This window comes from uncultured Rothia sp. (assembly GCF_916049665.1).
Classification (GTDB): domain Bacteria; phylum Actinomycetota; class Actinomycetes; order Actinomycetales; family Micrococcaceae; genus Rothia.
Genome location: NZ_CAJZIE010000005.1, coordinates 24,113 through 44,878 on the forward strand (window position 1 = coordinate 24,113; position 20,766 = coordinate 44,878).

The 20,766-nt window shown below is 61.9% G+C and carries 15 protein-coding genes; 11 read left to right on the forward strand and 4 right to left on the reverse strand.

What is annotated here, in order from left to right; translation table 11 throughout:
• Window positions 1–56: 56 nt before the first annotated feature.
• The 8 genes from QZ540_RS00925 to nrdR all read left to right on the forward strand — a co-directional run bounded on the left by QZ540_RS00925 (window position 57) and on the right by nrdR (window position 9,577).
• Complete coding sequence (locus tag QZ540_RS00925; protein ID WP_294627029.1) at window positions 57–890, forward strand: YggS family pyridoxal phosphate-dependent enzyme; 834 nt, start codon at window positions 57–59, stop codon at window positions 888–890.
• Between the two features lie 204 nt (window positions 891–1,094).
• Window positions 1,095–1,982 carry a cell division protein SepF gene (locus QZ540_RS08450; RefSeq protein ID WP_363279936.1) on the forward strand — a complete coding sequence of 296 codons (888 nt, stop codon included), beginning with the start codon at window positions 1,095–1,097 and terminating at the stop codon, window positions 1,980–1,982.
• Between the two features lie 10 nt (window positions 1,983–1,992).
• Window positions 1,993–2,292, forward strand: a complete 300-nt coding sequence (locus QZ540_RS00935) for a YggT family protein (protein ID WP_294627031.1) — start codon at window positions 1,993–1,995, stop codon at window positions 2,290–2,292.
• A gap of 450 nt (window positions 2,293–2,742) precedes the next feature.
• Window positions 2,743–3,285 (forward strand): DivIVA domain-containing protein, encoded by a 543-nt coding sequence (locus QZ540_RS00940; protein WP_070667253.1) that lies wholly within the window; start codon window positions 2,743–2,745, stop codon window positions 3,283–3,285.
• 302 nt (window positions 3,286–3,587) lie between these two features.
• Window positions 3,588–4,205, forward strand: a complete 618-nt coding sequence (gene lspA / locus QZ540_RS00945) for a signal peptidase II (protein WP_294627034.1) — start codon at window positions 3,588–3,590, stop codon at window positions 4,203–4,205.
• 131 nt (window positions 4,206–4,336) lie between these two features.
• The gene (locus tag QZ540_RS00950) at window positions 4,337–5,323 is read left to right on the forward strand and encodes an RluA family pseudouridine synthase (protein WP_294627036.1); all 987 of its coding nucleotides are present in this window, start codon (window positions 4,337–4,339) and stop codon (window positions 5,321–5,323) included.
• Window positions 5,324–5,401: 78 nt separating this feature from the next.
• Complete coding sequence (gene dnaE / locus QZ540_RS00955; RefSeq protein WP_294627038.1) at window positions 5,402–8,944, forward strand: DNA polymerase III subunit alpha; 3,543 nt, start codon at window positions 5,402–5,404, stop codon at window positions 8,942–8,944.
• Between the two features lie 177 nt (window positions 8,945–9,121).
• The gene (gene nrdR / locus QZ540_RS00960; protein WP_005506525.1) at window positions 9,122–9,577 is read left to right on the forward strand and encodes a transcriptional regulator NrdR; all 456 of its coding nucleotides are present in this window, start codon (window positions 9,122–9,124) and stop codon (window positions 9,575–9,577) included.
• Window positions 9,578–9,751: 174 nt separating this feature from the next.
• Here the strand turns inward: nrdR and ppgK are convergent, their stop codons facing one another.
• The gene (gene ppgK / locus QZ540_RS00965; protein ID WP_294627040.1) at window positions 9,752–10,603 is read right to left on the reverse strand and encodes a polyphosphate--glucose phosphotransferase; all 852 of its coding nucleotides are present in this window, start codon (window positions 10,601–10,603) and stop codon (window positions 9,752–9,754) included.
• A 134-nt stretch (window positions 10,604–10,737) separates the two neighbouring features.
• Window positions 10,738–11,649: a type I methionyl aminopeptidase gene (gene map / locus QZ540_RS00970; protein WP_049354871.1), complete on the reverse strand. Its 912-nt coding sequence runs from the start codon at window positions 11,647–11,649 to the stop codon at window positions 10,738–10,740.
• A 258-nt stretch (window positions 11,650–11,907) separates the two neighbouring features.
• Between map and QZ540_RS00975 the strand changes: the two genes are divergently transcribed.
• On the forward strand, window positions 11,908–12,165 hold the full coding sequence (locus QZ540_RS00975; RefSeq protein ID WP_294627043.1) for a hypothetical protein: 258 nt from the start codon (window positions 11,908–11,910) through the stop codon (window positions 12,163–12,165).
• Between the two features lie 155 nt (window positions 12,166–12,320).
• Here QZ540_RS00975 and panB read toward each other — a convergent pair whose 3' ends face one another.
• Both panB and QZ540_RS00985 read right to left on the reverse strand, forming a co-directional pair.
• Window positions 12,321–13,235 carry a 3-methyl-2-oxobutanoate hydroxymethyltransferase gene (gene panB, locus QZ540_RS00980; RefSeq protein ID WP_294627045.1) on the reverse strand — a complete coding sequence of 305 codons (915 nt, stop codon included), beginning with the start codon at window positions 13,233–13,235 and terminating at the stop codon, window positions 12,321–12,323.
• A 63-nt stretch (window positions 13,236–13,298) separates the two neighbouring features.
• Complete coding sequence (locus QZ540_RS00985) at window positions 13,299–15,116, reverse strand: geranylgeranyl pyrophosphate synthase (protein WP_294627046.1); 1,818 nt, start codon at window positions 15,114–15,116, stop codon at window positions 13,299–13,301.
• Window positions 15,117–15,529: 413 nt separating this feature from the next.
• Here QZ540_RS00985 and glnA point away from each other — a divergent pair, with 413 nt between their 5' ends.
• The gene (glnA, locus tag QZ540_RS00990; RefSeq protein WP_049362897.1) at window positions 15,530–16,870 is read left to right on the forward strand and encodes a type I glutamate--ammonia ligase; all 1,341 of its coding nucleotides are present in this window, start codon (window positions 15,530–15,532) and stop codon (window positions 16,868–16,870) included.
• Window positions 16,871–17,028: 158 nt separating this feature from the next.
• Window positions 17,029–20,367, forward strand: a complete 3,339-nt coding sequence (locus QZ540_RS00995) for a bifunctional [glutamine synthetase] adenylyltransferase/[glutamine synthetase]-adenylyl-L-tyrosine phosphorylase (RefSeq protein WP_294627047.1) — start codon at window positions 17,029–17,031, stop codon at window positions 20,365–20,367.
• Window positions 20,368–20,766: the final 399 nt, after the last annotated feature.

Here is a 20,766-nt window from a genome sequence, read left to right on the forward strand (position 1 = left end):
CAGAGCCGCTAAAGATAGAGAGCCGCTGAAGATAGAGAGCCGCTGAAGGAGAGAAGATGCCTGAAATGAACGTAGAAGAGAACCTGCAGTACACTCCCGAACGTGCCGAGCAGCTGTTGCAGAGCTACCGCCGCGTGCTTGAGCGTATCCGCACCGCTGAACAGGACCATAGCGCGGTGCGTACCGAGGCGAGCGCCCCGGTGCAGCTGGTGACGGTCACGAAGTTCTTCCCCGCCTCCGACGCGGCGGCGCTGCTGGATGGGGGAGTGTCCCTCTTCGGCGAGAACCGCGACCAGGAGGCGAGCGCGAAGGCTCGTGAGCTCGCCGCCTACTGCGCCCAGCGTGAGGTGCAGCCCCCGCACTGGGCGTTCATCGGCCAGTTGCAGACGAATAAGGCGAAGTCCGTGGTCAAGTACGCTTCCAGTGTGCATTCGGTGGACCGCCCCTCCCTGGCGGACGCCCTGGCGAAGGCGTACGCGAACCAGATCTCCCGCTTTGAGGCGGGGGAGGCGCCCGCACCCGCCGCGGCGGAGCAGGGGGCGCTGACCTGCCTGGTGCAGGTGTCCCTGGCGGAGGTTGCTACGGCTGGCCACGCTGCCGAGGGCGCGCGTGGTGGTACGAGCGCCTCCGAGCTGCTGGAGCTGGTGGAGCGCATCGAGAACCACGAGCACCTGCGTTGCGGTGGCGTGATGGCGGTGGCGCCGCTGGGCATGAACCCGGACGAGGCGTTCGAGAAGCTGTACGGCTTGGCGTCGCTGGTGCGTGAGCAGGTGCCGCACGCGACTGAGATTTCCGCCGGCATGAGCGGCGACCTGGAGGCGGCGGTGCGTTGGGGCTCGACCTGCGTGCGCGTCGGTAGCGACATTATGGGTCAGCGCCCGGCGCTCTAAGCCCTATTCAACCGCGGCCCTTCAATGGTTATAGTTCCGGGTCTGCTTTCGGCGGAATAATCATCGGTGCCCTGACCGCCCGCGCGGGGTGGGCGCTGGTAATATATACATGCCGGTGCATGACGTACCGTCACGCGCACACACCTTCTGACGAAGCACCACGGCAGACCCTGTACACCACAAGCAAAGAACAGCGAGAGAATCATGGCGAAACAAAGCCGTCTGGCGGGTTTCCTCGGCCTGGAACGATACCAGGACGCTGAGGCGACGCCGGAAGAATCCCCGCAGGCTGTGCAGGCTGACACCCGTAGGGAGGCAACCGCCTCCGCAGGGCAGGCTGCTGCAGCACAGAAGACCGAGGACCCTAACCGGCTCTCAGCACTGCCCGGCTCGGCACAGTACAGCAACAGTGCAGTCGAGCCGCAGAGCGAAACCTACCGCCAGCAGGACGAACCCGCCTATACTGAACAGGAAGAGTACCTGCAGGCTGATAGCTACGATGACGGTACAGAAACCGAGTATCTGGACGCAGAAGAACCTGCCGACGGACGAGCAACCGTAGATGCAGCGGCACACGCCACCGCTCATACACCTGAAACCACAGCTGACCTGGCAGAAACCGAACAGACCTGGGACGACGCCAGCGCAGACAATTGGGAGGACACCCCGGTGCCGAATACCGAATACACCGAGCAGTACGCCGAGACGTACTCCAACGACGGCTACTACGAAGAGGGCTACGCGCCCGAAGAAACCAACGGATACACCTACGGTTACGAGGAAGAAGAGGACGAATTGCGTCGTATCACCACTATCCACCCCCGCTCCTACAATGACGCAAAGATCATTGGTGAGGCATTCCGCGAGAACATCCCCGTGATTATGAACGTGGAAGAGATGCCCGACGCAGACGCTAAGCGCCTGGTAGACTTCGCCTCCGGTCTGGCATTCGCTCTGGAGGGCCGCATTGAGCGCGTCACCGCTAAGGTGTTCCTGCTGACCCCCTCCAACCTGGAGGTTCTGGGTGTGGCTAACTCTGAGGTTCCCGCCGGCTTCGAGACCGACGGCGAATTCCCCTTCGACCAGGGCTAAGGACTGATAGATGGGTTATATTTTCGCCCTCATTACGATCGTTGTCTACGTTCTCTACATTGCGATGCTTCTGCGCATGCTCTTTGACTGGGTGCGCATGTTCGCACCGGAATGGCGACCCAAGGGCATTGTGTTGCTCTTCGCCAGCGGCGTGTACGCGGTGACGGACTGGCCGATGAACCAGCTGCGCCGCCTGATCCCGCCGGTGCGCGTGGGTAACGTTGCGTTGGATACCGGTTTCCTGATTCTGATTGTTCTGCTGTCTTTCCTGCTGAGCATCATGATGCGGGCAACCGCAGCATTCTCCTAAACCGCCCGTTCGACCCGTTCGGCTGAGAGGCTAGAGAGCTAGAGTTTGAGCCCCGCCTGCGCTTGGCACCCCTCATGGGGTGGAGCGCCGGCGGGGTTTTCTGCGTCTGGGGTTTCTGTGTACGGGGAGCGTCAAAATGCCTCCTAGAAAACCTTGTAGAAATGCACCGCAGGGCAGAAAACTCAAGGGGGACAAACGGGGACTAGGGCGGATATTAGACGTGGTGAATCCCACCCTTGCGCAGAGCGAATATTTTACGGTTCAACCGACGTATAACCGGGCACAGAAACCAAAGAATAGTAGAATTGGTGCCAACGACTGCATCGCGGCATAGCCATGCCCTGAATCATCGGGACCCTGAAATATTGGGGCCACGCGCTATCTGGCTGGTGAATCCGCGGCACTCAACATCACCACCAAACCCCGTAGGGATACCCAGAGGAGAAGCCCATGGCAATCACCCCCGAAGACCTAATCACTAAGAGCTTCAAGATCGTCACCGAAGAGTCCGGTTACGACCGCAACGAGGTCGACGACTTCCTGGACGAGCTCGTTGTCGAACTGCGTGCACTCTACTCCGAGCGTGACGCCCTGGAGCGCCAGGTTGAGCAACTCTCCGCAAACGCGCCCGATTCCCCCGCAGCGGCTGTAGCACCCGCACAGTCCTCGGCTGCACCGGCAGCGGCACCTCAGGATGCGGCAGCACTGCTCGCCATGGCACAGAAGGTTCACGACGACTACGTGGCACAGGGCGAGAAGGCTAAGGCTGAACTGATTGAAGAGGCAGAGAAGAAGGCAGACGCTATGGTGAGCGAAGCTCAGCAGCAGCGCGAAGAGGTTCTCTCTCGCCTCACCGACGAGAAGGAAGAGCTGGAGATTGCTGTTGAGGCTCTGCGCGGCTTCGAGAGCCGTTACCGCTCCAAGCTGCTGCAGCACCTGGACGCACAGGTTCAGGAGCTGAAGAACCTCAAATCCATCGAGGCTTCCGCATAGAACAGTTCGCCTAAATAAGCTAACGACGCTAAGCTCACGACGCTTTGAGGCGTATGCCGCCCGGATTCTTTCTCTTCCACCGCTATTCACCGGGGAAGATGGAGAGAACCGGGCGGTATTCTCATACCTGCCCGGCACGGTGCAATAACCCAGCGTAAGAAGCGGGGGAGAGTACCCGCCACATCACCGCCGGATACTCGATGGTCTACCCCGATTTGCTAAGCTAGAGGGGCACTATCGAACGGTACCGCACCCGGTTTGCGTTCGGGCGTGCAGCAACCGGCACAGACTAGAGGAGAGCTATGACCAACACCCCCAAGACCGCTGAATCCTCAGTCGCACACACCGCTACAAAGGCTGAAGGACGCCGCGTGCGCATCCTCTCGGCTCGCTCCGCGGGTATTCTTGCGCTCGTACTTGCCGCCGTCGTGTTCGCTATCGACCAGGGCACCAAATACCTGGTCGTCACCCAGATGCAGCTGGGGGAGCGCATCACCGTTATCGATGGGTTGCTGTGGTGGTACTCGATTCGTAACTCGGGTGCCGCATTCAGCATGGGCGAGAATGTCACCTGGATCTTCACGCTCGTTATGGTCGCCGCCGCCTCCGTTGTGCTTTACCTGTTGCGCCGCACCCATGCCCTGTCCTGGACCCTCGCGCTGGGCGGACTGCTCGGCGGTATCTGCGGCAACCTCTTCGACCGACTCTTCCGTGAGCCCGGCTTCGGTTCCGGTCACGTGGTCGATTTTATTTCCGTGCCGAACTTCGCGATTTTCAATATTGCGGACTCCGCAATCTGCGTGTGCATGGCGTTCATCGTGCTGCTGAACTTCAAGGGCCTGAACCTCAACGGAACCCGCGTGCAGGCTGAGGACAAGAGCACCGCTGACAAGAACACCGCGGAAAAGAGCGCCAAGTAGCAGCGCCCTGCCCCGGCATACGCGCCGACAGCTAGGTTGCCGATACACGCGCTTACAGACGTTTTCACACAGACAACCCCTCTCACACAGACACCCCAGACAACACCACCCGCCACCCGAAGGAGAGCCGCATGAGCGAAACCACCAACGCCGCCGAAGAATCGGCACGCATCCGCGCCGAATTCACTGTTGAAGGCGCGCTTGCCGGTATGCGCCTGGACGCCGCGCTCGCCGGCGCCCTCGACGCGCCCCGAACCCGCACCTCCGGGTGGATTCGTGACGGCCACGTGACCGTGACCAACAACGGCAAGGCCGTGAAGATTGGCAAGTCCTACAAGCTTTCCGCGGGCGACGAGGTCGTCGTCGATGCACCCGCACCGCGCGATCTGGCGGACATCCGCCCCGAAAAGGTGGACGGCTTCCGCATCGTGCACCTGGACGACGACATTGTCGTGGTGGATAAGCCCGCAGGCGTGGCAGCGCATCCTTCGCCCGGCTGGCACGGCCCCACCGTGATCTCCGCGCTGATGGGTGAGGGTATTTCGGTTGCCACCTCCGGTGCGGCAGAACGCCAGGGCATTGTGCACCGCCTGGATGTGGGCACCAGCGGCCTGATGGTCGTAGCCCGCAGCGAACGTGCCTACACCGAACTCAAGCGCGCCTTCAAGGAACGCACCGTGGACAAGGTCTACCACACGCTCGTGCAGGGTCTGCCTGACCCGCTGCGTGGCACCATTGACGCACCCATCGGCCGTCACCCCGGCAGCGAGTGGAAGTTTGCCGTGGTCGAGGACGGCCGCAACTCCATCACCCACTACGATGTGCTCGAAGCCTTCGGCCCCGCATCGCTGGTGGAGGTGCACCTGGAAACCGGACGCACCCACCAGATTCGTGTTCACTTCTCCGCGCTGCGCCACCCCTGCTGCGGCGACCTGACCTACGGCGCCGACCCGCGCTTTAGCGCCGAACTGGGCCTGACCCGCCAGTGGCTGCACGCGCACCGCCTGGGCTTCGACCACCCCGGCACCGGCGAGCGTGTAACCTTCACCAGCGAGTACCCGCTCGATTTGTCCTACGCGCTGACCGCTCTGCGTGACGGCAACGTCAAACTCGGCTAGGCAGAGCCTCCCGCGCCCCGCCGCACACAGCTTCACATTCACCGCCCATCCTCCAGCCCACACCTCCAGGAGATTCCCGTGGCAACCAAAGAATTTACGCACCTGCACGTGCACACCGAGTACTCCATGCTCGACGGTGCCGCGCGCCTGGGTGACCTGTTCACCTACGCTAAAGAACTCGGCATGAAGTCCATGGCGACCAGTGACCACGGCTTCCTCTTTGGTGCCTTCGACTTCTGGCGTCAGGCTAAAGCGCACGACATTAAGCCCATCATTGGTGTGGAAGCGTACCTGACCCCCGGCACGCACCGTACCGACCGTTCGCGTGTGCGCTGGGGCGACGGCTCCCGCGACGACGTCTCCGGCGGTGGCGCGTACACCCACATGACCATGTGGGCTGAGACCACCGAGGGCATGCACAACCTGTTCCGTGCCTCTTCGATTGCGTCGCTGGAAGGCCAGCTGTACAAGCCGCGTATGGACCGCGAGGTGCTGCAGACCTACTCGAAGGGCCTGATTGCGACCACCGGTTGCCCCTCCGGTGAGGTTCAGACTCGCCTGCGCCTGGGCCAGTTCGATGAGGCGGTCCAGGCAGCGAGCGAATTCCGCGATATTTTCGGCAAGGACAACTTCTACTGCGAGGTCATGGACCACGGCCTGGACATTGAACGCAACGTCCAGGAGGATCTGCACCGCCTCGCCAAGAAGCTGAACCTGCCCTTCGTTGCCACCAACGATCTGCACTACACCCGTCAGGAAGACCACACCGCCCACGCGGCGCTGCTGTGCGTGCAGTCTGGCTCGACCCTCACCGACCCCAAGCGTTTCAAGTTCGACGCGGATAACTTCTACCTGCGCTCGGCAGAAGAAATGTACGCCCTGTTCGGCGACATTCCCGGCGCGTGCGAGAACACCCTCGAAATCGCTGAACGCTGCAACGTGGAGTTCAACACCAAGGCGAACTACATGCCGAACTTCCCCGTGCCCGAGGGCGAAAACGAGGAGTCCTGGTTCGTGAAGGAGGTCGAGAAGGGCCTGCACTACCGCTTCCCGGACGGCGTGCCTGACAAGGTGCGCAAGCAGGCTGAGTACGAGGTGGGGGTCATTACCTCCATGGGCTTCCCCGGCTACTTCCTCGTGGTCGCCGACTTTATCAACTGGGCTAAGCGCAACGGTATTCGCGTGGGTCCCGGCCGTGGTTCCGGTGCGGGCTCCATGGTCGCGTACGCGATGCGTATTACCGACCTGAACCCGCTCGACCACGACCTGATCTTCGAGCGATTTCTCAACCCCGACCGCGTCTCCATGCCCGACTTCGATGTGGACTTTGACGATCGTCGCCGCGGCGAAGTCATCGACTACGTGACCGAAAAGTACGGTGAAGAAAAGGTCGCACAGATCGTCACCTTCGGCACCATTAAGGCGAAGCAGGCGCTCAAGGACGCCTCCCGCGTGATGGACCAGCCGTACTCGGTCGGCGAGCGCCTCACCAAGGCGATGCCGCCGGACGTCATGGGTAAGAACATCGCCCTGGCGAACGTGTACAACGAAGAGGATAAGCGTTACGCTGAGGCGGCAGACCTGCGCGCCCTCATCGAGGACCCGGTCGATAAGATTTACGGCCAGGTGTTCGAGACCGCGAAGGGCCTGGAGGGTCTGAAGCGTCAGTGGGGTGTGCACGCTGCGGGCGTGATTATGTCCAGCAAGGACCTCGTGGACGTCATCCCGGTGATGCGCCGCGAGGCGGACGGCCAGGTGATTACCCAGTTCGATTACCCCACCTGTGAGGGCTTGGGCCTGATCAAGATGGACTTCTTGGGTCTGCGTAACCTCACCATCATTTCTGATGCGGTGGAGAACATTAAATCGAACCGTGGCATTGACCTTGACCTTGAGTCTCTGCCGCTGGATGACCCGGAATCCTACCGTCTGCTGGCGCGCGGCGACACCCTCGGCGTGTTCCAGCTCGATGGTGGCCCGATGCGCTCGTTGCTCAAGCTCATGGAGCCCGAGGAGTTCGAGCACATTTCGGCAGTGTTGGCGCTGTACCGTCCGGGCCCGATGGGTGCGAACTCGCATACCAACTACGCTCTGCGTAAGAACGGTAAGCAGGAGATTGAGCCGATTCACCCTGAGCTGGAAGAGCCGCTCAAGGACATTCTGGACACCACCTACGGCCTGATTGTGTATCAGGAGCAGGTTATGGCGATTGCTCAGAAGGTCGCGAACTACACTCTGGGTGAGGCAGACTTGCTGCGCCGTGCGATGGGTAAGAAGAAGAAGGCGGAGCTGGATAAGCAGTACGCTACCTTCCACGACGGCATGATTTCTAACGGCTACTCTGAGGGCGCTGTTAAGGCGCTCTGGGATATTCTGCTGCCGTTCTCTGACTACGCGTTCAACAAGGCGCACACGGCTGCGTACGGTCTGGTGTCGTACTGGACGGCGTACCTGAAGGCGCACTTCCCGCAGGAGTACATGGCTGCTCTGCTGACCAGTGTGGGCGATAACAAGGACAAGCTTGCGCTGTATCTGAACGAGTGCCGTGCCATGGGCATTACCGTGCTCGCCCCGGACGTGAACGAGTCCACCCTGACGTTTGCCCCCGTGGGTGAGGATATCCGCTTCGGTATGGGCGCGATTCGTAACGTGGGTGCGAACGTTGTGGAAGGCATGATTGCCGCCCGCGAGGAGAAGGGCCGCTACGAGTCCTTCAACGACTTCCTGAAGAAGGTGCCGCTGCAGGTGTGCAATAAGCGCACCATCGAGTCGCTCATTAAGGCGGGCGCCTTCGACGACCTGGGCCATACGCGCCGTTCCCTGTCCCTCATTCACGAGGCGGCAGTGGACGCGGCGGTGGCGGTCAAGCGTAAGGAGGCGGCGGGCCAGTTCGACCTATTCGGCTCCCTCGGCATGGACGACGCCCTCGGCGACGAGCTGACCGTGACCATCCCGGACGTGCCCGATTGGGACCGCCGCGAGAAGCTGAACTTTGAGCGTGACATGCTGGGCCTGTACGTTTCGGACCACCCGCTGCGCGGCCTGGAACGTGCGCTCTCTGATGCCGCCTCCCACTCGGTGCACGACATCATCGGTGAAGACTCGCACGTGCGCGACGGCGAAACCGTCACCATCGCGGGTATGCTCACCGGCGTTTCGCGCCGTATCGCCAAGTCCAGCGGCAACCAGTACGCCTCCGTGGAGCTGGAAGACCCCTCGGGCGCAACCATTACGGTCATGTTCTTCTCCCGCGCCTACGAGACGATGGGCGCCGCCCTGGCGGACGACCTCATCTGCTCGATTCGTGGCCGTGTACAGCGCCGCGACGACGGCAGCGTGAACATGAGCGCCCAGGAACTGCAGATTCTGGAAATCAGCGATGACGGCCGCGCCGCACCCATCACCATCGTGGTACCCGAGTACCTGGTGACCGAGGCGAACCTGAAGGAACTGAAGGAGACCCTGCGCGACCACAAGGGCACCGCGGATGTGCGCATGCTCATCCGCACCCGCGATAAGGAGCAGCTGGTGCTCCTGGACGCGAGCGTGCGCGTGGAACCGAACCCGAGCCTCTTCGGCGAAATCAAGACGATTTTCGGTCCGAGCTGTATTCGCCGCTAAAAATATCTGAACCCCCGAACGGGGGAGCGTCAGGGTGGATTCTGCATAGCAGAGTCCACCCTGAGCGTATATTCACTCACACCATACGGTGTATCCGCTGTATATCAGGGTAGAATAGGTATAAATATTCTTGAGCGCTGTATACGCGGGCGCTAGCGCCCAGCCAAGGAGAAACGAATGTACTGCCCCTATTGCAAGCACACCGACTCGCGCGTGGTGGATTCCCGCACCACCGATGACGGCGCCGCAATTCGCCGTCGCCGCCAGTGCACCTCCTGCGCTCGCCGCTTCACGACCGTTGAAACCACCACCATTTCGGTGATTAAGCGTTCCGGCGTGACCGAGCCCTTCGACCGTTCGAAGATTGCTGCGGGCGTGCGTAAGGCATGCCAGGGTCGCCCCGTGGGCGAGGACGATTTGGCGAAGCTCGCCCAGGAGGTCGAGGAGCTGATTCGTGCCCGCGGTCTGGCTGAGATTAACGCGCACGAGGTGGGTCTAACCATCCTGGAGCCGCTATCGAAGTTGGACGCGGTCGCCTATCTGCGTTTTGCGAGCGTGTACCAGGCGTTTGAAAACCTTGAAGACTTTGAGGAGGCGATTGCGCGTCTGCGTGAGGATCGCATCGCCCAGTAACTGACTAGCAGAGTAACTAGCTAAACCGGCTGCCGCTAAGTTTGAGCGGTGGTATACAGAAAAGGGGCTGTTCCCGAGATAACCATCTCAGGAACAGCCCCTTTAGCTGTATCTACGCTTTACGCTTCGCCGCGGTGCTGACGCGGCCGCGGGTCAAGCGGGTTTAGGAAAACCTTATGCTTCACCGCGGCGCTGACGCTCCGGCAGCATACCGCCAGCCCACAGTGCCGCACCCACAATACCCGCGTTGTTACGCAGGGCAGCCATGACCATGGGGGTACGAATCTGATCCTCAAAGTACGGCATGAACTTCTCCGGGTTCTTGGAGATGCCGCCGCCAATGATGAACAGGTCGGGGGAGAAGAGCATCTGAACGTGCTCGAAGTAGCGGTACAGGCGCTTGCCGTACTTCTTCCAGGACAGCTCGTGCACCTCGCGGGCACGAGCGGAAGCCTGAGACTCGGCGTTGTGGCCGTCAATCTCCAGGTGGCCCAGCTCGGTGTTCGGGATCAGCACGCCGTCGTTGATGAGGGCGGAGCCAATGCCGGTGCCCAGGGTGATGACAGCGATCAGACCGTCACGGTTACGGCCCTGACCGTAGGTTGCCTCAGCCAGACCGGCTGCGTCAGCGTCGTTGAGGCCGTAGACGGTGCGGCCACCCAGAGCCTCGCTCATGACCTGCTCCAGGTCAGTGTTAATCCAGGAGTCGTCCACGTTCGCTGCGGAAAAGACCATACCGTTCTTCACCACTGCGGGGAAGTCAATGCCGACAGCCGACTCGGGGTCCGGCGCCAGGTCGCGGCCCTGCAGCTCATCAACTACGCGGCGTACAACCTCAGCCACAGCGGCGGGGGTTGCAGGCTTGGGGGTGTCAATGCGGAAACGATCCGAGACGAGGTTACCGGTGCGCAGGTCGACGATGCCGCCCTTAATGCCGGTGCCTCCAATGTCCACACCAATCTGCAGGTCCTTGGGGGTGGGGGCAGGCAGCTCGTTGATGACGCCGGGTTCTGCGTAATCGCTCATGGTTTTCTCTCTCTTTCACCCCGCCTACTGCCGTATAACCGGGGAGCGGGCGGGCTTGTCAGTGGGTGAATTGATATAAAAAGTGAGGTGCTGGGTTTGAACCTGTACAAGCAGGAAACCCAGAGGGCTGCGGATTAGGGCAGGGTGAGGATGTCCGCGCCGTCAGCGGTCACCACGAGGGTGTGCTCGAACTGTGCGGTGCGCTTGCGGTCGCGGGTGACCACGGTCCAGTCGTCATCCCACAGATCCCATTCGATGGTGCCGAGGGTCAGCATGGGCTCGATGGTGAAAATCATGCCCTCGCGAATCTCGGTGTCGTAGGCGGGTGCCGCATCATAGTGGGGGATGATGAGGCCCGAGTGGAACTCACGGCCCACGCCGTGGCCGGTGTAGTCGCGAACCACGCCGTAACCGAAACGTGCCGCATACTTCTCAATGACGCGACCAATCACGTTAATCTGGCGGCCCGGCTTCACAGCCTTAATCGCGCGGTTCAGGGACTCCTCGGTGCGCTCAACCAGCAGGCGGGATTCTTCGTCCACGTTGCCGATGAGCAGGGTCTTGTTGGTGTCGCCGTGCATGCCGTCAAGGTACGCGGTGACGTCCAGGTTGAGGATGTCGCCGTCCTCCAGCACGGTGGTGTCCGGGATGCCGTGGCAGATGACCTCGTTCAGGGAGGTGCACACGGACTTGGGATAGCCGCGGTAATCCACGGTGGAGGGGTACGCGCCGTGGTCACAAATGTACTCGTGGACCAGCACGTCAATCTCGTCGGTGGTAGTGCCGGGTACGCAAATCTTGGATGCTTCAACAATGGCGCCTGCCGCAATCTTGCCGGCTGCGCGAACCCGCTCAACTTCCTCGGGGGTGTACATGTTCGAGTCGTTACCCTCGTTAGCGGTGGGCTTACCCACGTACTCGGGGCGAACAATGTGCGAGGGGACCGGGCGCATCGGGCTGACGCGTCCGGGGGTCAGACAACCGACGGGTGCACGACCGGGCTCTGCGGGAAGATTATGCGAAGTATTCGTTTTGGTTGAAGACATAGTTTCATCTTACCGGGCGTGGGCGGTTTGTGTCCCTTGCGGAGGCGCTAAAAAGCGGCGGATACATAAGCCGTACCTTTTTCCCAGATTGTGAATAAAATTCCAGGCTGACCGGGCTGGGTGGCGAGGGCGGAAAGGCGGCGCGCCGCTGAGAAAAGTAGGGGAGTGCCACGTGAGATGCTGCCCCTGCCCGATTGCCCCCACCGTAGGTGTGTGAGACGCTAAACATACCGGCTTAAAACCGTCGAAGGAGAACCCATGAGCGAGAAGAAAAACCACTTGAGCGAAGCTATCGAATCGGCAGTCGAGAAGACCCTGAACGCCGCAGCTGACGCAACCAGCCCGCACGCTGACGAATACTGGTACAATCTCGCCACCGGTGAGGTTGAGCGAGGCCAGCAGAGCGCCGTCACCTCCCTGTGGGGCCCCTTCAAAACCTACGAGGAGGCGGCACACGCCATGGACCGCGCTCGCGAACGCAACGAGGAGTGGGACAAGGACGGCGGCCTGCTCTAAAGCCCTGCTCTAAAGCCCAGCGAACGTTCTGCACGCATGCCTCTAACAGAGGCGTCTAACAGAGGCAGAAAAACAGATACAGCAAGACCCCCGAATCCGGAACACCGGATACGGGGGTCTTCGCTTTGTCTAAAGCTACCGTCTAAACCTAAAGCCTATTCAAAGGTGTGCTCAGCCGCCGGGAACTCGCCCGAACGAACCTGCTCACGGTAGGCGCGCGCGGCATCCTCCATGACCTGACCGATCTGCGCGAACTGCTTCACGAAGCGCGGCACGCGACCCTCACGCAGGCCCATCATGTCCTGCCAGACCAGCACCTGACCTGTCGTCACATTCGAGGCACCAATACCAATCGTCGGCACCGCGCCCACCGCCTCATCCACCAGGCGAGCGGTCTCGGTAGTCACCATTTCCATGAGCACGCAGAACGCGCCAGCCTCAGCCAGAGCCACCGCATCCTCACGAACACGCTCGGCAGCCTCGCCACGACCCTGCACACGGAAACCACCCAGAGCATGCTCCGACTGCGGGGTGAAACCAACATGCGCCACCACCGGAATACCGGTACGCACCAGGGCACGAACCCACTCGGTCATCGACGCATCCGCCTCAATCTTGACCGCGTGCGCGCCGCCCTCCTTCATCAGACGAACAGCGCTCGCAACCGCCTGCTGCGGCGACTGCTCATAGGAACCAAACGGCAGGTCAGCAACCACCATGGCGCGGGATGCACCGCGAGAAACAGCCGCGACCAGCGGAATCATCTCATCCAGGGTGATGGTCAGGGTCGACTCGTAACCGAGCACCACGTTCGCCGCGGAATCACCCACCAGCAGCATGTCGATGCCCGCGCGATCAAAAATCTGCGCGGTTAGAGCGTCATAGCAGGTCAGCATGGAGAACTTCTGCCCGGTCGCCTTAGCCTGCGCCAGGTGAACGGTGCGCACCTTCTTGACGGTATCAAGGTCAAAAGGCTTCTGCACGCCGGAGGGAGCAGAAGCAGTCGCGGAGGTAGCGGCAGGCTGTGCCGCGTAGGGTGAAGAGATCTCGGAAGAACGCTCAGTAGTCATGCTGACTATTCTAACCCTGCACGGCTCCAACCTGGCGCACCGCTCACCACGGGGGAACTACACCTAGTTCCAGATGAGATTGATGTAATAGGTTGGGAACGACGCAGCAGCGTTCTTATTCATCAGCTCCGGAACAGCGGTAGAAGCATCCTCAAACTCACGCGGCAGATCACGCTGAATGAGTGCCTGCTGCACCAGGGCGTCCCAGTACACCTGGGTGACCGAGTAGGTGCAGACTTCCTTCACGACGTCCTCCGCGTAGGACTCCCACGCCTTACGCGCCGCATCATCAGAGCCGAAGAAACCCTCATAACCCTGAGACAGGCCCGTATCGCAGGCACTCACCGCGTTCTTCGAGTACTGCAGCCAGTAGCTACGGCTCAGCTCATCCGAAGTATTGAACGTAAACGCCTCATAGTCCGCCTTCAGCAGGGCGTAGGACGCCTGGATGGAACCGGCAAGCGGGGCGTGCGAGGAGAAGACAATAACGTCCAGAAGAGCGGCAATGTACTCCATCTGCGCCTTCTCATATGCAATACCGGAAGGCTGAGCCGGACCAGAATGCATCTGCACCAAGCCCTCGACAGCGTTGATGAAACGCTCAATGTCGGCGGTTGCCTTCACCATCAAATTCAGCAGACGCTGAACGCGCTGATAATCCTCAGAAATCTGCGAGAACAGACCGTAAGGCAGGATGCCGCGCTCCGAAGCTGCCGCCGCCAGAACCTGGCTCGTCAGACGCTGACTCTCCACCTCAGCCTTCGCCACGCTCAGCAGCAGGGCACCACAATAGGCCAAGGCACGGCGATCCACCAGCTGAGGCTGCTGCTGATGCAGCGGCAGAAGACGCTCGTGAATCTGACGGAAAATCGCGCTCTGCGCCAGGGCCTTCTTACCCAGCTCCTCAGTCTTCAAAAGCACCGTATCCGCCGAGAAATCACGCGGAACAAAACGGCGCGCATCCTCAGCGGTAAACGGCGAATAGGGGCGACCCATCAGCGGCTGCAACAGCGACATCGTGGTAAACAGCGAAAAACGAGCCGACACCGGGTACAGCGAATCAGGGTAGTTCGGCGCATCTACCGCATTCACGCGCTCCGTGCACAGCGTCAGCCACGTCTGCTCCACCGCCCGCTCAGACCTAATGCCAAGACCCATACCCAGGATGCCCTCGCCGAACGCCTCCGAAGGGAGCTTGCCGGGGTTCATCTGACGCACCTGCATCTGCGCCAACGCCAGCTCCACCGTATAGTTCGCCCGGCGCTTCTTGCCCGCCTCGTCAAGATTCTGGAACGGACGCATACCCGCGATCTTCTGAGCGCGCGCCTGCGTGTGCAGCTCCTTGCTCATCGCAAACTGCTGCGGGTTACGCTGCATCATCTTCGACACCTCGTACGCGCTCTTACGGTTCAACTTCTCACGGCGCTGAGCGCCCTCAGCCGACAGCGCATCATACTTGCCGCGCGTCGCGTGCACATACCAGGCACGAATCAGCTGCAACGGCAGGAAGAAGAACGCGAACTTCCACGACCACGTAAACAGAAGAATCGGAATGACCGCAATCGACCCCACACGACCCGTATAACCGAGCCAAATAAGCTCCACAAACGCACCCACCAGCGCAAAGAGCGCCACGGTGCGAGTCCTAAACGCAACGCGGGAGGGGCGGTCCAGCAGGTAGGTCGTGCCGCCAGACTTGTTGTTCCTCATGACCAGCGGACCAAACGCCGCAATCGCCATAATGCACGCCAGGTACACAACGCAGAAAACAACCGGTGCCGCAATGAGTAGCAGCCACTCTAAACCGGTGGGGTCAGCAGCCACGATGCTGGTCGCCAACGGAAGCTGTACGGTCGAGGGAAGAAGAATGGAATGTAGCATACCCCCATTATCGCAAGGCGACCCCGCTCCCCGCCCCGAGAACCGTCATATGCTAGGTATCTGAACCTGCTTGGCATCTGAGTAAAACCCACACCGCAGAAAAAGTGGGGGAGCGGCCCCGGCACCGCCCAGAACCTGAGCCACCGAGGCGCACGAGCGAGACACGAGCCAGAATTTACACAAACGAAACCTCCCACCCGCGCGACGCACAGCAGAACCCGATAGGCTAGATAACAACAGGACATACGCCGGGGCAAGGAGGCGCCAGCACCGCTGGTACGCAAACCGCCGCAACTCCTTGGAAATCCAAGGGGCATGCAGGGTATTCCGCACCTCGGCAACAAATTCAGCGCGCCTCCGCCGCCCACAGACGGGTACCACGCGGATGCACGCCCACACCGAGAGGGCAACTCATGGACCGCCAACAGGAATTCGTACTGCGCACCATCGAAGAGCGCGACATCCGCTTCATCCGCCTCTGGTTCACCGACGTGGTCGGCACCCTCAAATCCGTTGCGCTCGCACCCGCCGAGGTAGAAAGCGCCTTCGACGAGGGCCTGGGCTTTGACGGCTCCTCCATTGAGGGTTTCTCCCGCATCTACGAATCCGACATGCTGCTGCAGCCGGACCCCTCCACCTTCCAGATTCTGCCCTGGCGCGGCGAGGAAGACTACACCTCCCGCATGTTCTGCGACGTGCTCACCCCCGACGGCGAGATTAGCGCCTCCGACACCCGCGGCGTGCTCAAGCGCGTGCTCAACAAGGCCGCGGAGATGGGCTTCACCTGCTACACCTCGCCCGAAATTGAGTTTTACCTGCTCGAATCCTCCAAGCTCGGCGCGGACGGATTCCCCGTGCCCGTGGACCACGAATCCTACTTCGACCACACCCCCGGCGGCATCGTGCAGGACTTCCGCCGCAAGGCAGTGACCATGCTCGAAGAGGTCGGCATCTCCGTCGAATTCAGCCATCACGAAACCGGCCCCGGCCAGAACGAAATCGACCTGCGCCACGCCGACGCCCTGCAGACCGCCGACAACGTCATGACCTTCCGCACCGTCATCAAAGAAGTCGCCTACTCGCTCGGCATGTACGCAACCTTCATGCCCAAGCCCTTCACCAAGTACGCCGGCAGCGGCATGCACACCCACTTCTCCCTCTTCGAAGGCGACACCAACGCATTCTTCGAAGCCGGCGCCGAATACCAGCTGTCCAAGACCGCACGACACTTCATCGCCGGTGTGCTCAAGCACGCCCCCGAATTCACCGCGGTCACCAACCAGTTCATCAACTCCTACAAGCGCCTCTGGGGCGGCGGCGAGGCACCCTCCTACGTCTCCTGGGGCCATAACAACCGCTCCGCCCTCGTGCGCGTGCCCCTGTACAAGCCGAACAAGATGCAGTCCGCCCGCATCGAGTACCGCGGCCTGGACTCGGCGTCGAACCCGTACCTCGCCTACGCGGTGATTCTCGCCGCAGGTCTGAAGGGCATCGAAAACGAGTACCCGCTCATGCCCGCCGTGACCGAAGACCTCGCTGCCATGACCAACGCAGAGCGCCGCGCCATGGGCTACAACCCGCTGCCCGCGTCCCTGCGCGAGGCTATCAATATCACCGAGGAATCCGAGTTCATGGCGGAGGTTCTGGGCGAGCAGGTCTTCGAGCAGTTCCTGCGCAATAAGCGCGCCGACTGGGACCAGTACCAGGCTCAGGTGACCCCCTATGAGCTCAAGCACAACCTCGGAATCCTCTAATCGCTGGATTCTCTGCCTCCTCGCATGATGAGTGACCGCTGACAGCATCAGGGCGGTACCCGCTACCGGTAACACGCCGGCGGGTACCGCCCACAGGTGTATCAGCATCGCTTTTTATCCCGCCGAAATTTATACTCTCTACCCACAGTTCTCACGCTATGACTGACAGCTCTCACTACCCGGCCACCGGGCTCATCCGCATTGTTGACCCCGCCAAAGAACCCAAGCCGCTGACCGACATCGCCCCCGATGCGCTCGACGACGAACAGCGCGCCGAAGCCGAACGCAAAGCACAGCTACGCCTGCACACCCGCATGATTGCCACCGGTTTTCACGACCCGTCCAAGGCGGAACGCTGGCTCAACGCGCCCGAACTGCAGCGTGTCTCGCAGGATGCGCTCTTTGCCGGGCTGCGCCTCGCACCCTCACCGGATATTGCCTTGCCAGCCCTCGTGCGCCTCATCGAAAAGCACCCGGCGGTCGCCGAGCGCGCCAACCGCGGCGAGGAAGAATTCGGCATGTACCGCCTGCTCGGTGCATCCCAGGCGATTGGTGATTTCCTCTACCGCCGCCCCGAGCTCATTGACCCGCTCTTCGACACGCAGGTGTACCCGGCTGAGAGCGCGCTGATTCGCTCCCAGCACCCGGCGTCGATTCTGCCGGAGACCGACGGGGAATTCCTGACCCCCATCGCCCCGCTGGACACCCCCTACCGCCGCGATATCCTCACCGCCCTCGGCGCCGACCCCCACGCGGAGCGTCCGCGCGCTGCCGCCGAGCAGACCGGCAAGGACGGCTACGTGACCCTGCGTGTCGCCTACCGTGCCGCCCTGGCGCGTATCGCCCTGCTTGACGTGTGCTGCGAAGACCCGGTCGAAATGATGCCCACCATCGGTCGTCACCTCGCCGATTTGGCTGCCGCCGCGCTGGAGGGTGCGCTCGCCATTGCCCGCACGGAAGTTGCGGAGGGGCTGGGCCCCGGCCTGGCGGCTCCTCGCCGCGGCGAGGCCGTAGACGCCCTGGACTTGGCGATTATCGGCATGGGTAAGTGCGGCGCCCGCGAGCTGAACTACATCTCTGACGTTGACGTGGTGTACGTGGTCGCGCCGGTCGAACCCGCGCCCAGCACTGGGGCAGAGGGGGAGAGCGCCCCGCTCAAGCTCACCGAGAACGAATGTTCCACCATCGGCACGGAGCTCGTGCACGCCCTCACCCGCGCCATCATGGGCCCCGCGCCCGAACCCGCCCTCTGGGAGGTCGACGCAAACCTGCGCCCCGAGGGTAAGGACGGCCCGCTGGTTCGCACCGTCGAATCTTACGTTCAGTACTACAAGCGCTGGGCCGAAAACTGGGAGTTCCAGGCACTGCTCAAGGCGCGCCCCATCGCCGGTTCGGCGCAACTGGGTGCCCGCTACGCCCGCGCCATTGACCCCTTCGTCTGGGAGTCTGCCGCCCGCGAATCCTTCGTGGAATCCGTGCAGGCGATGCGCGCCCGCGTGACCGACAATATCCCCTCGCACCAGGTGGACCGCCAGATTAAACTTGGCCCGGGCGGCCTGCGCGATATCGAATTCACCGTGCAGCTGCTGCAGCTCGTGCACGGTCGAACCGACCCCGCCGTGCGCACCAAATCCACCGTGGACTCGCTCGCGGCACTGACCGCGGTCAGCTACATCAGCCGCACCGACGCCGAGGCGTTCAGTCGCGACTACAAGAAGTTGCGCGTGCTGGAGCACCGCATCCAGTTGCAGCAGTTGCGCCGCACCCACCTGATGCCCGAGAAGGACGCCGAACAGCGCGCCCTGGCTCGCTCGATTCTCTCCCCGGAACGTAATGGCACGCTCTCCGCCGAGCAGATGCTCAAGGCATGGCAGAAAATTAAACGAAACGTCCGTTCACTGCACGAGCGGATCTTCTTCCGCCCGCTGCTTGCCGCCGTCTCCACGCTCAGCCGCGACGAAGTGGTGCTCAGCGAACAGGCGGCACAGGACCGTCTTGCCGCCCTCGGCTACCGCGACCCGCGCGGCGCCATGCGCCACATCAAGGCACTCACCACGGGCCTTTCCCGCAGCGCGGACATTCAGCGTCACCTCATGCCCGTGCTGCTGGGCTGGTTCGCCCGAGGCGTGGACGCGGACGCCGGCCTGCTCGGATTCCGCATCGTCTCCGAATCGCTCGGCAGCACCAGCTGGTACCTGCGCATGCTCCGCGACTCGCCCGCAGCCGCCGAGCGCCTGAGCCAGCTGCTCTCCAGCTCACGCCCCATGACCGACCTGCTGGAGGACGCCTCCGCCTCCATCGCCTGGCTGGACAAGGTCGCCGACCTCAAACCGCTGGGGGAGGAGGCGCTCGCCTCCGAAGTTTCCTCGCTGCTGGCACGCCACGATGACGCCGCCGAGGCGATGCGCGCCGTGCGCTACCTGCGCCGCCGCGAAACCCTGCGCACCGCCATGGGCTGGACCCTGGGTATCGTCAACATTGAAGACACCTGCGCCGGTCTAGCCGCCATTGACGAGTGCACGATCGGTGCGGCGCTGCAGATTGCCCTACGTGAACTCCAGGGGCCGACAGAAGGCGCCGAGGGTGCGGAGGCTGAGGAAGCAACGGGAGAGAAGCTACTCACCCGCATCGCCGTCATCGGTATGGGCCGCCTTGGCGGTGCCGAGAACGGCTTCGGCTCCGACGCGGACGTCATGTTCGTCCACGAACCCCTCGACGGCGCAGACGAAGACGCCGCGCAGGAACAGGCCGCGCGCATCGTCAACCGCACCCTCGCCCTGCTCAAGCAGCCCGTCAAGCCCCCGATTCGCGCCGAACGCCCCCTCGAAGTGGACGCCGATCTGCGCCCCGAAGGCAAGCAAGGTGCTATCGTGCGCTCGCTCGACTCCTACCGCTCCTACTACGAGCGCTGGGCGGAAACCTGGGAATTCCAGGCGCTCACCCGCGCCCGCCCCATCGCCGGCGACGAAGAGCTCGGCGAGGCTTTCGTGGAGCTCATCGACCCGTATCGTTACCCGGCAGCTTTCACGCCCGAGCAGGTGCAGCAGATTCGCCGCATGAAGGCGCGCGTGGAGAACGAACGTATGCCTCACGGTGCCGACCGCACCCGCCAGCTCAAGCTCGGCCGCGGTGGACTCTCCGACGTGGAATGGTTGGTCCAGCTCGTGCAGCTGCGCCACGCGCACACTGTGCCCGGGCTGCGCACTACCTCTACCCTGAAGGCGCTGAATGCGGCAGTCGAGGCGGGACTCGTCGAAGCTGCGGATGCGGAAATCCTCAGCGGTGCCTGGTTGCTCGCCACCAAGATTCGCGGCGGCAACGTACTGCGCGGCGTGCGCCAGTCCGACACCCTGCCCTCGGGTCGTGCCGACCTTGAGGCCATCGCGCGCTGGTGCGGATACCCCGCCGGCAGTGCGCGCGCCCTCGAAGAGGACTACCTGCGCCAAACCCGCAACGCCCGCAAGGTCTACGAGCGACTCTTCTTCGAAGAACTCTAAAAAATTCGCAGGCGCGGAATTCACGGGGGGGGGGGAGGGGCGGGGAACCAATTGTGGCTCCCGCCCCTCTTTCTACGTTTTTCTGTGTTCTCTGAAATTTTTCTGCGGACTTTACTCTCCCAACTCTTGCGGCAACCAGAACAGTATTCGCCTAAAAACCCGAAAATGTGACCGGCACCATGAAAATAAATTTTGCCAACATGTCCCAAAAAAGAGATAAAATACCCCGTTTTGCCCCGGAAACACGCGGAACACTGGGTGTCTAACAGGGGATTTGGCAAACACTCAAAAACCCCGTATAGTATTTACCTGTCAGCACGACGGAGCGAAAAACTCCTCGGAATGATTCAAATTGAATACGCTGATATGCGGTTGTAGCTCAGTTGGTAGAGCACCACC

Excerpts from the sequence above, each read along its gene's own strand:
- lspA (WP_294627034.1), top strand. The coding sequence starts at position 3,588 with ATGACCAACACCCCCAAGACCGCTGAATCCTCAGTCGCACACACCGCT.
- QZ540_RS00950 (WP_294627036.1), top strand. The coding sequence starts at position 4,337 with ATGAGCGAAACCACCAACGCCGCCGAAGAATCGGCACGCATCCGCGCC.
- QZ540_RS00995 (WP_294627047.1), top strand. The coding sequence starts at position 17,029 with ATGACTGACAGCTCTCACTACCCGGCCACCGGGCTCATCCGCATTGTT.
- QZ540_RS00975 (WP_294627043.1), top strand. The coding sequence starts at position 11,908 with ATGAGCGAGAAGAAAAACCACTTGAGCGAAGCTATCGAATCGGCAGTC.
- ppgK (WP_294627040.1), bottom strand. The coding sequence starts at position 10,603 with ATGAGCGATTACGCAGAACCCGGCGTCATCAACGAGCTGCCTGCCCCC.
- panB (WP_294627045.1), bottom strand. The coding sequence starts at position 13,235 with ATGACTACTGAGCGTTCTTCCGAGATCTCTTCACCCTACGCGGCACAG.
- QZ540_RS00925 (WP_294627029.1), top strand. The coding sequence starts at position 57 with ATGCCTGAAATGAACGTAGAAGAGAACCTGCAGTACACTCCCGAACGT.
- map (WP_049354871.1), bottom strand. The coding sequence starts at position 11,649 with ATGTCTTCAACCAAAACGAATACTTCGCATAATCTTCCCGCAGAGCCC.
- QZ540_RS00940 (WP_070667253.1), top strand. The coding sequence starts at position 2,743 with ATGGCAATCACCCCCGAAGACCTAATCACTAAGAGCTTCAAGATCGTC.
- QZ540_RS08450 (WP_363279936.1), top strand. The coding sequence starts at position 1,095 with ATGGCGAAACAAAGCCGTCTGGCGGGTTTCCTCGGCCTGGAACGATAC.
- nrdR (WP_005506525.1), top strand. The coding sequence starts at position 9,122 with ATGTACTGCCCCTATTGCAAGCACACCGACTCGCGCGTGGTGGATTCC.
- QZ540_RS00935 (WP_294627031.1), top strand. The coding sequence starts at position 1,993 with ATGGGTTATATTTTCGCCCTCATTACGATCGTTGTCTACGTTCTCTAC.
- QZ540_RS00985 (WP_294627046.1), bottom strand. The coding sequence starts at position 15,116 with ATGCTACATTCCATTCTTCTTCCCTCGACCGTACAGCTTCCGTTGGCG.
- glnA (WP_049362897.1), top strand. The coding sequence starts at position 15,530 with ATGGACCGCCAACAGGAATTCGTACTGCGCACCATCGAAGAGCGCGAC.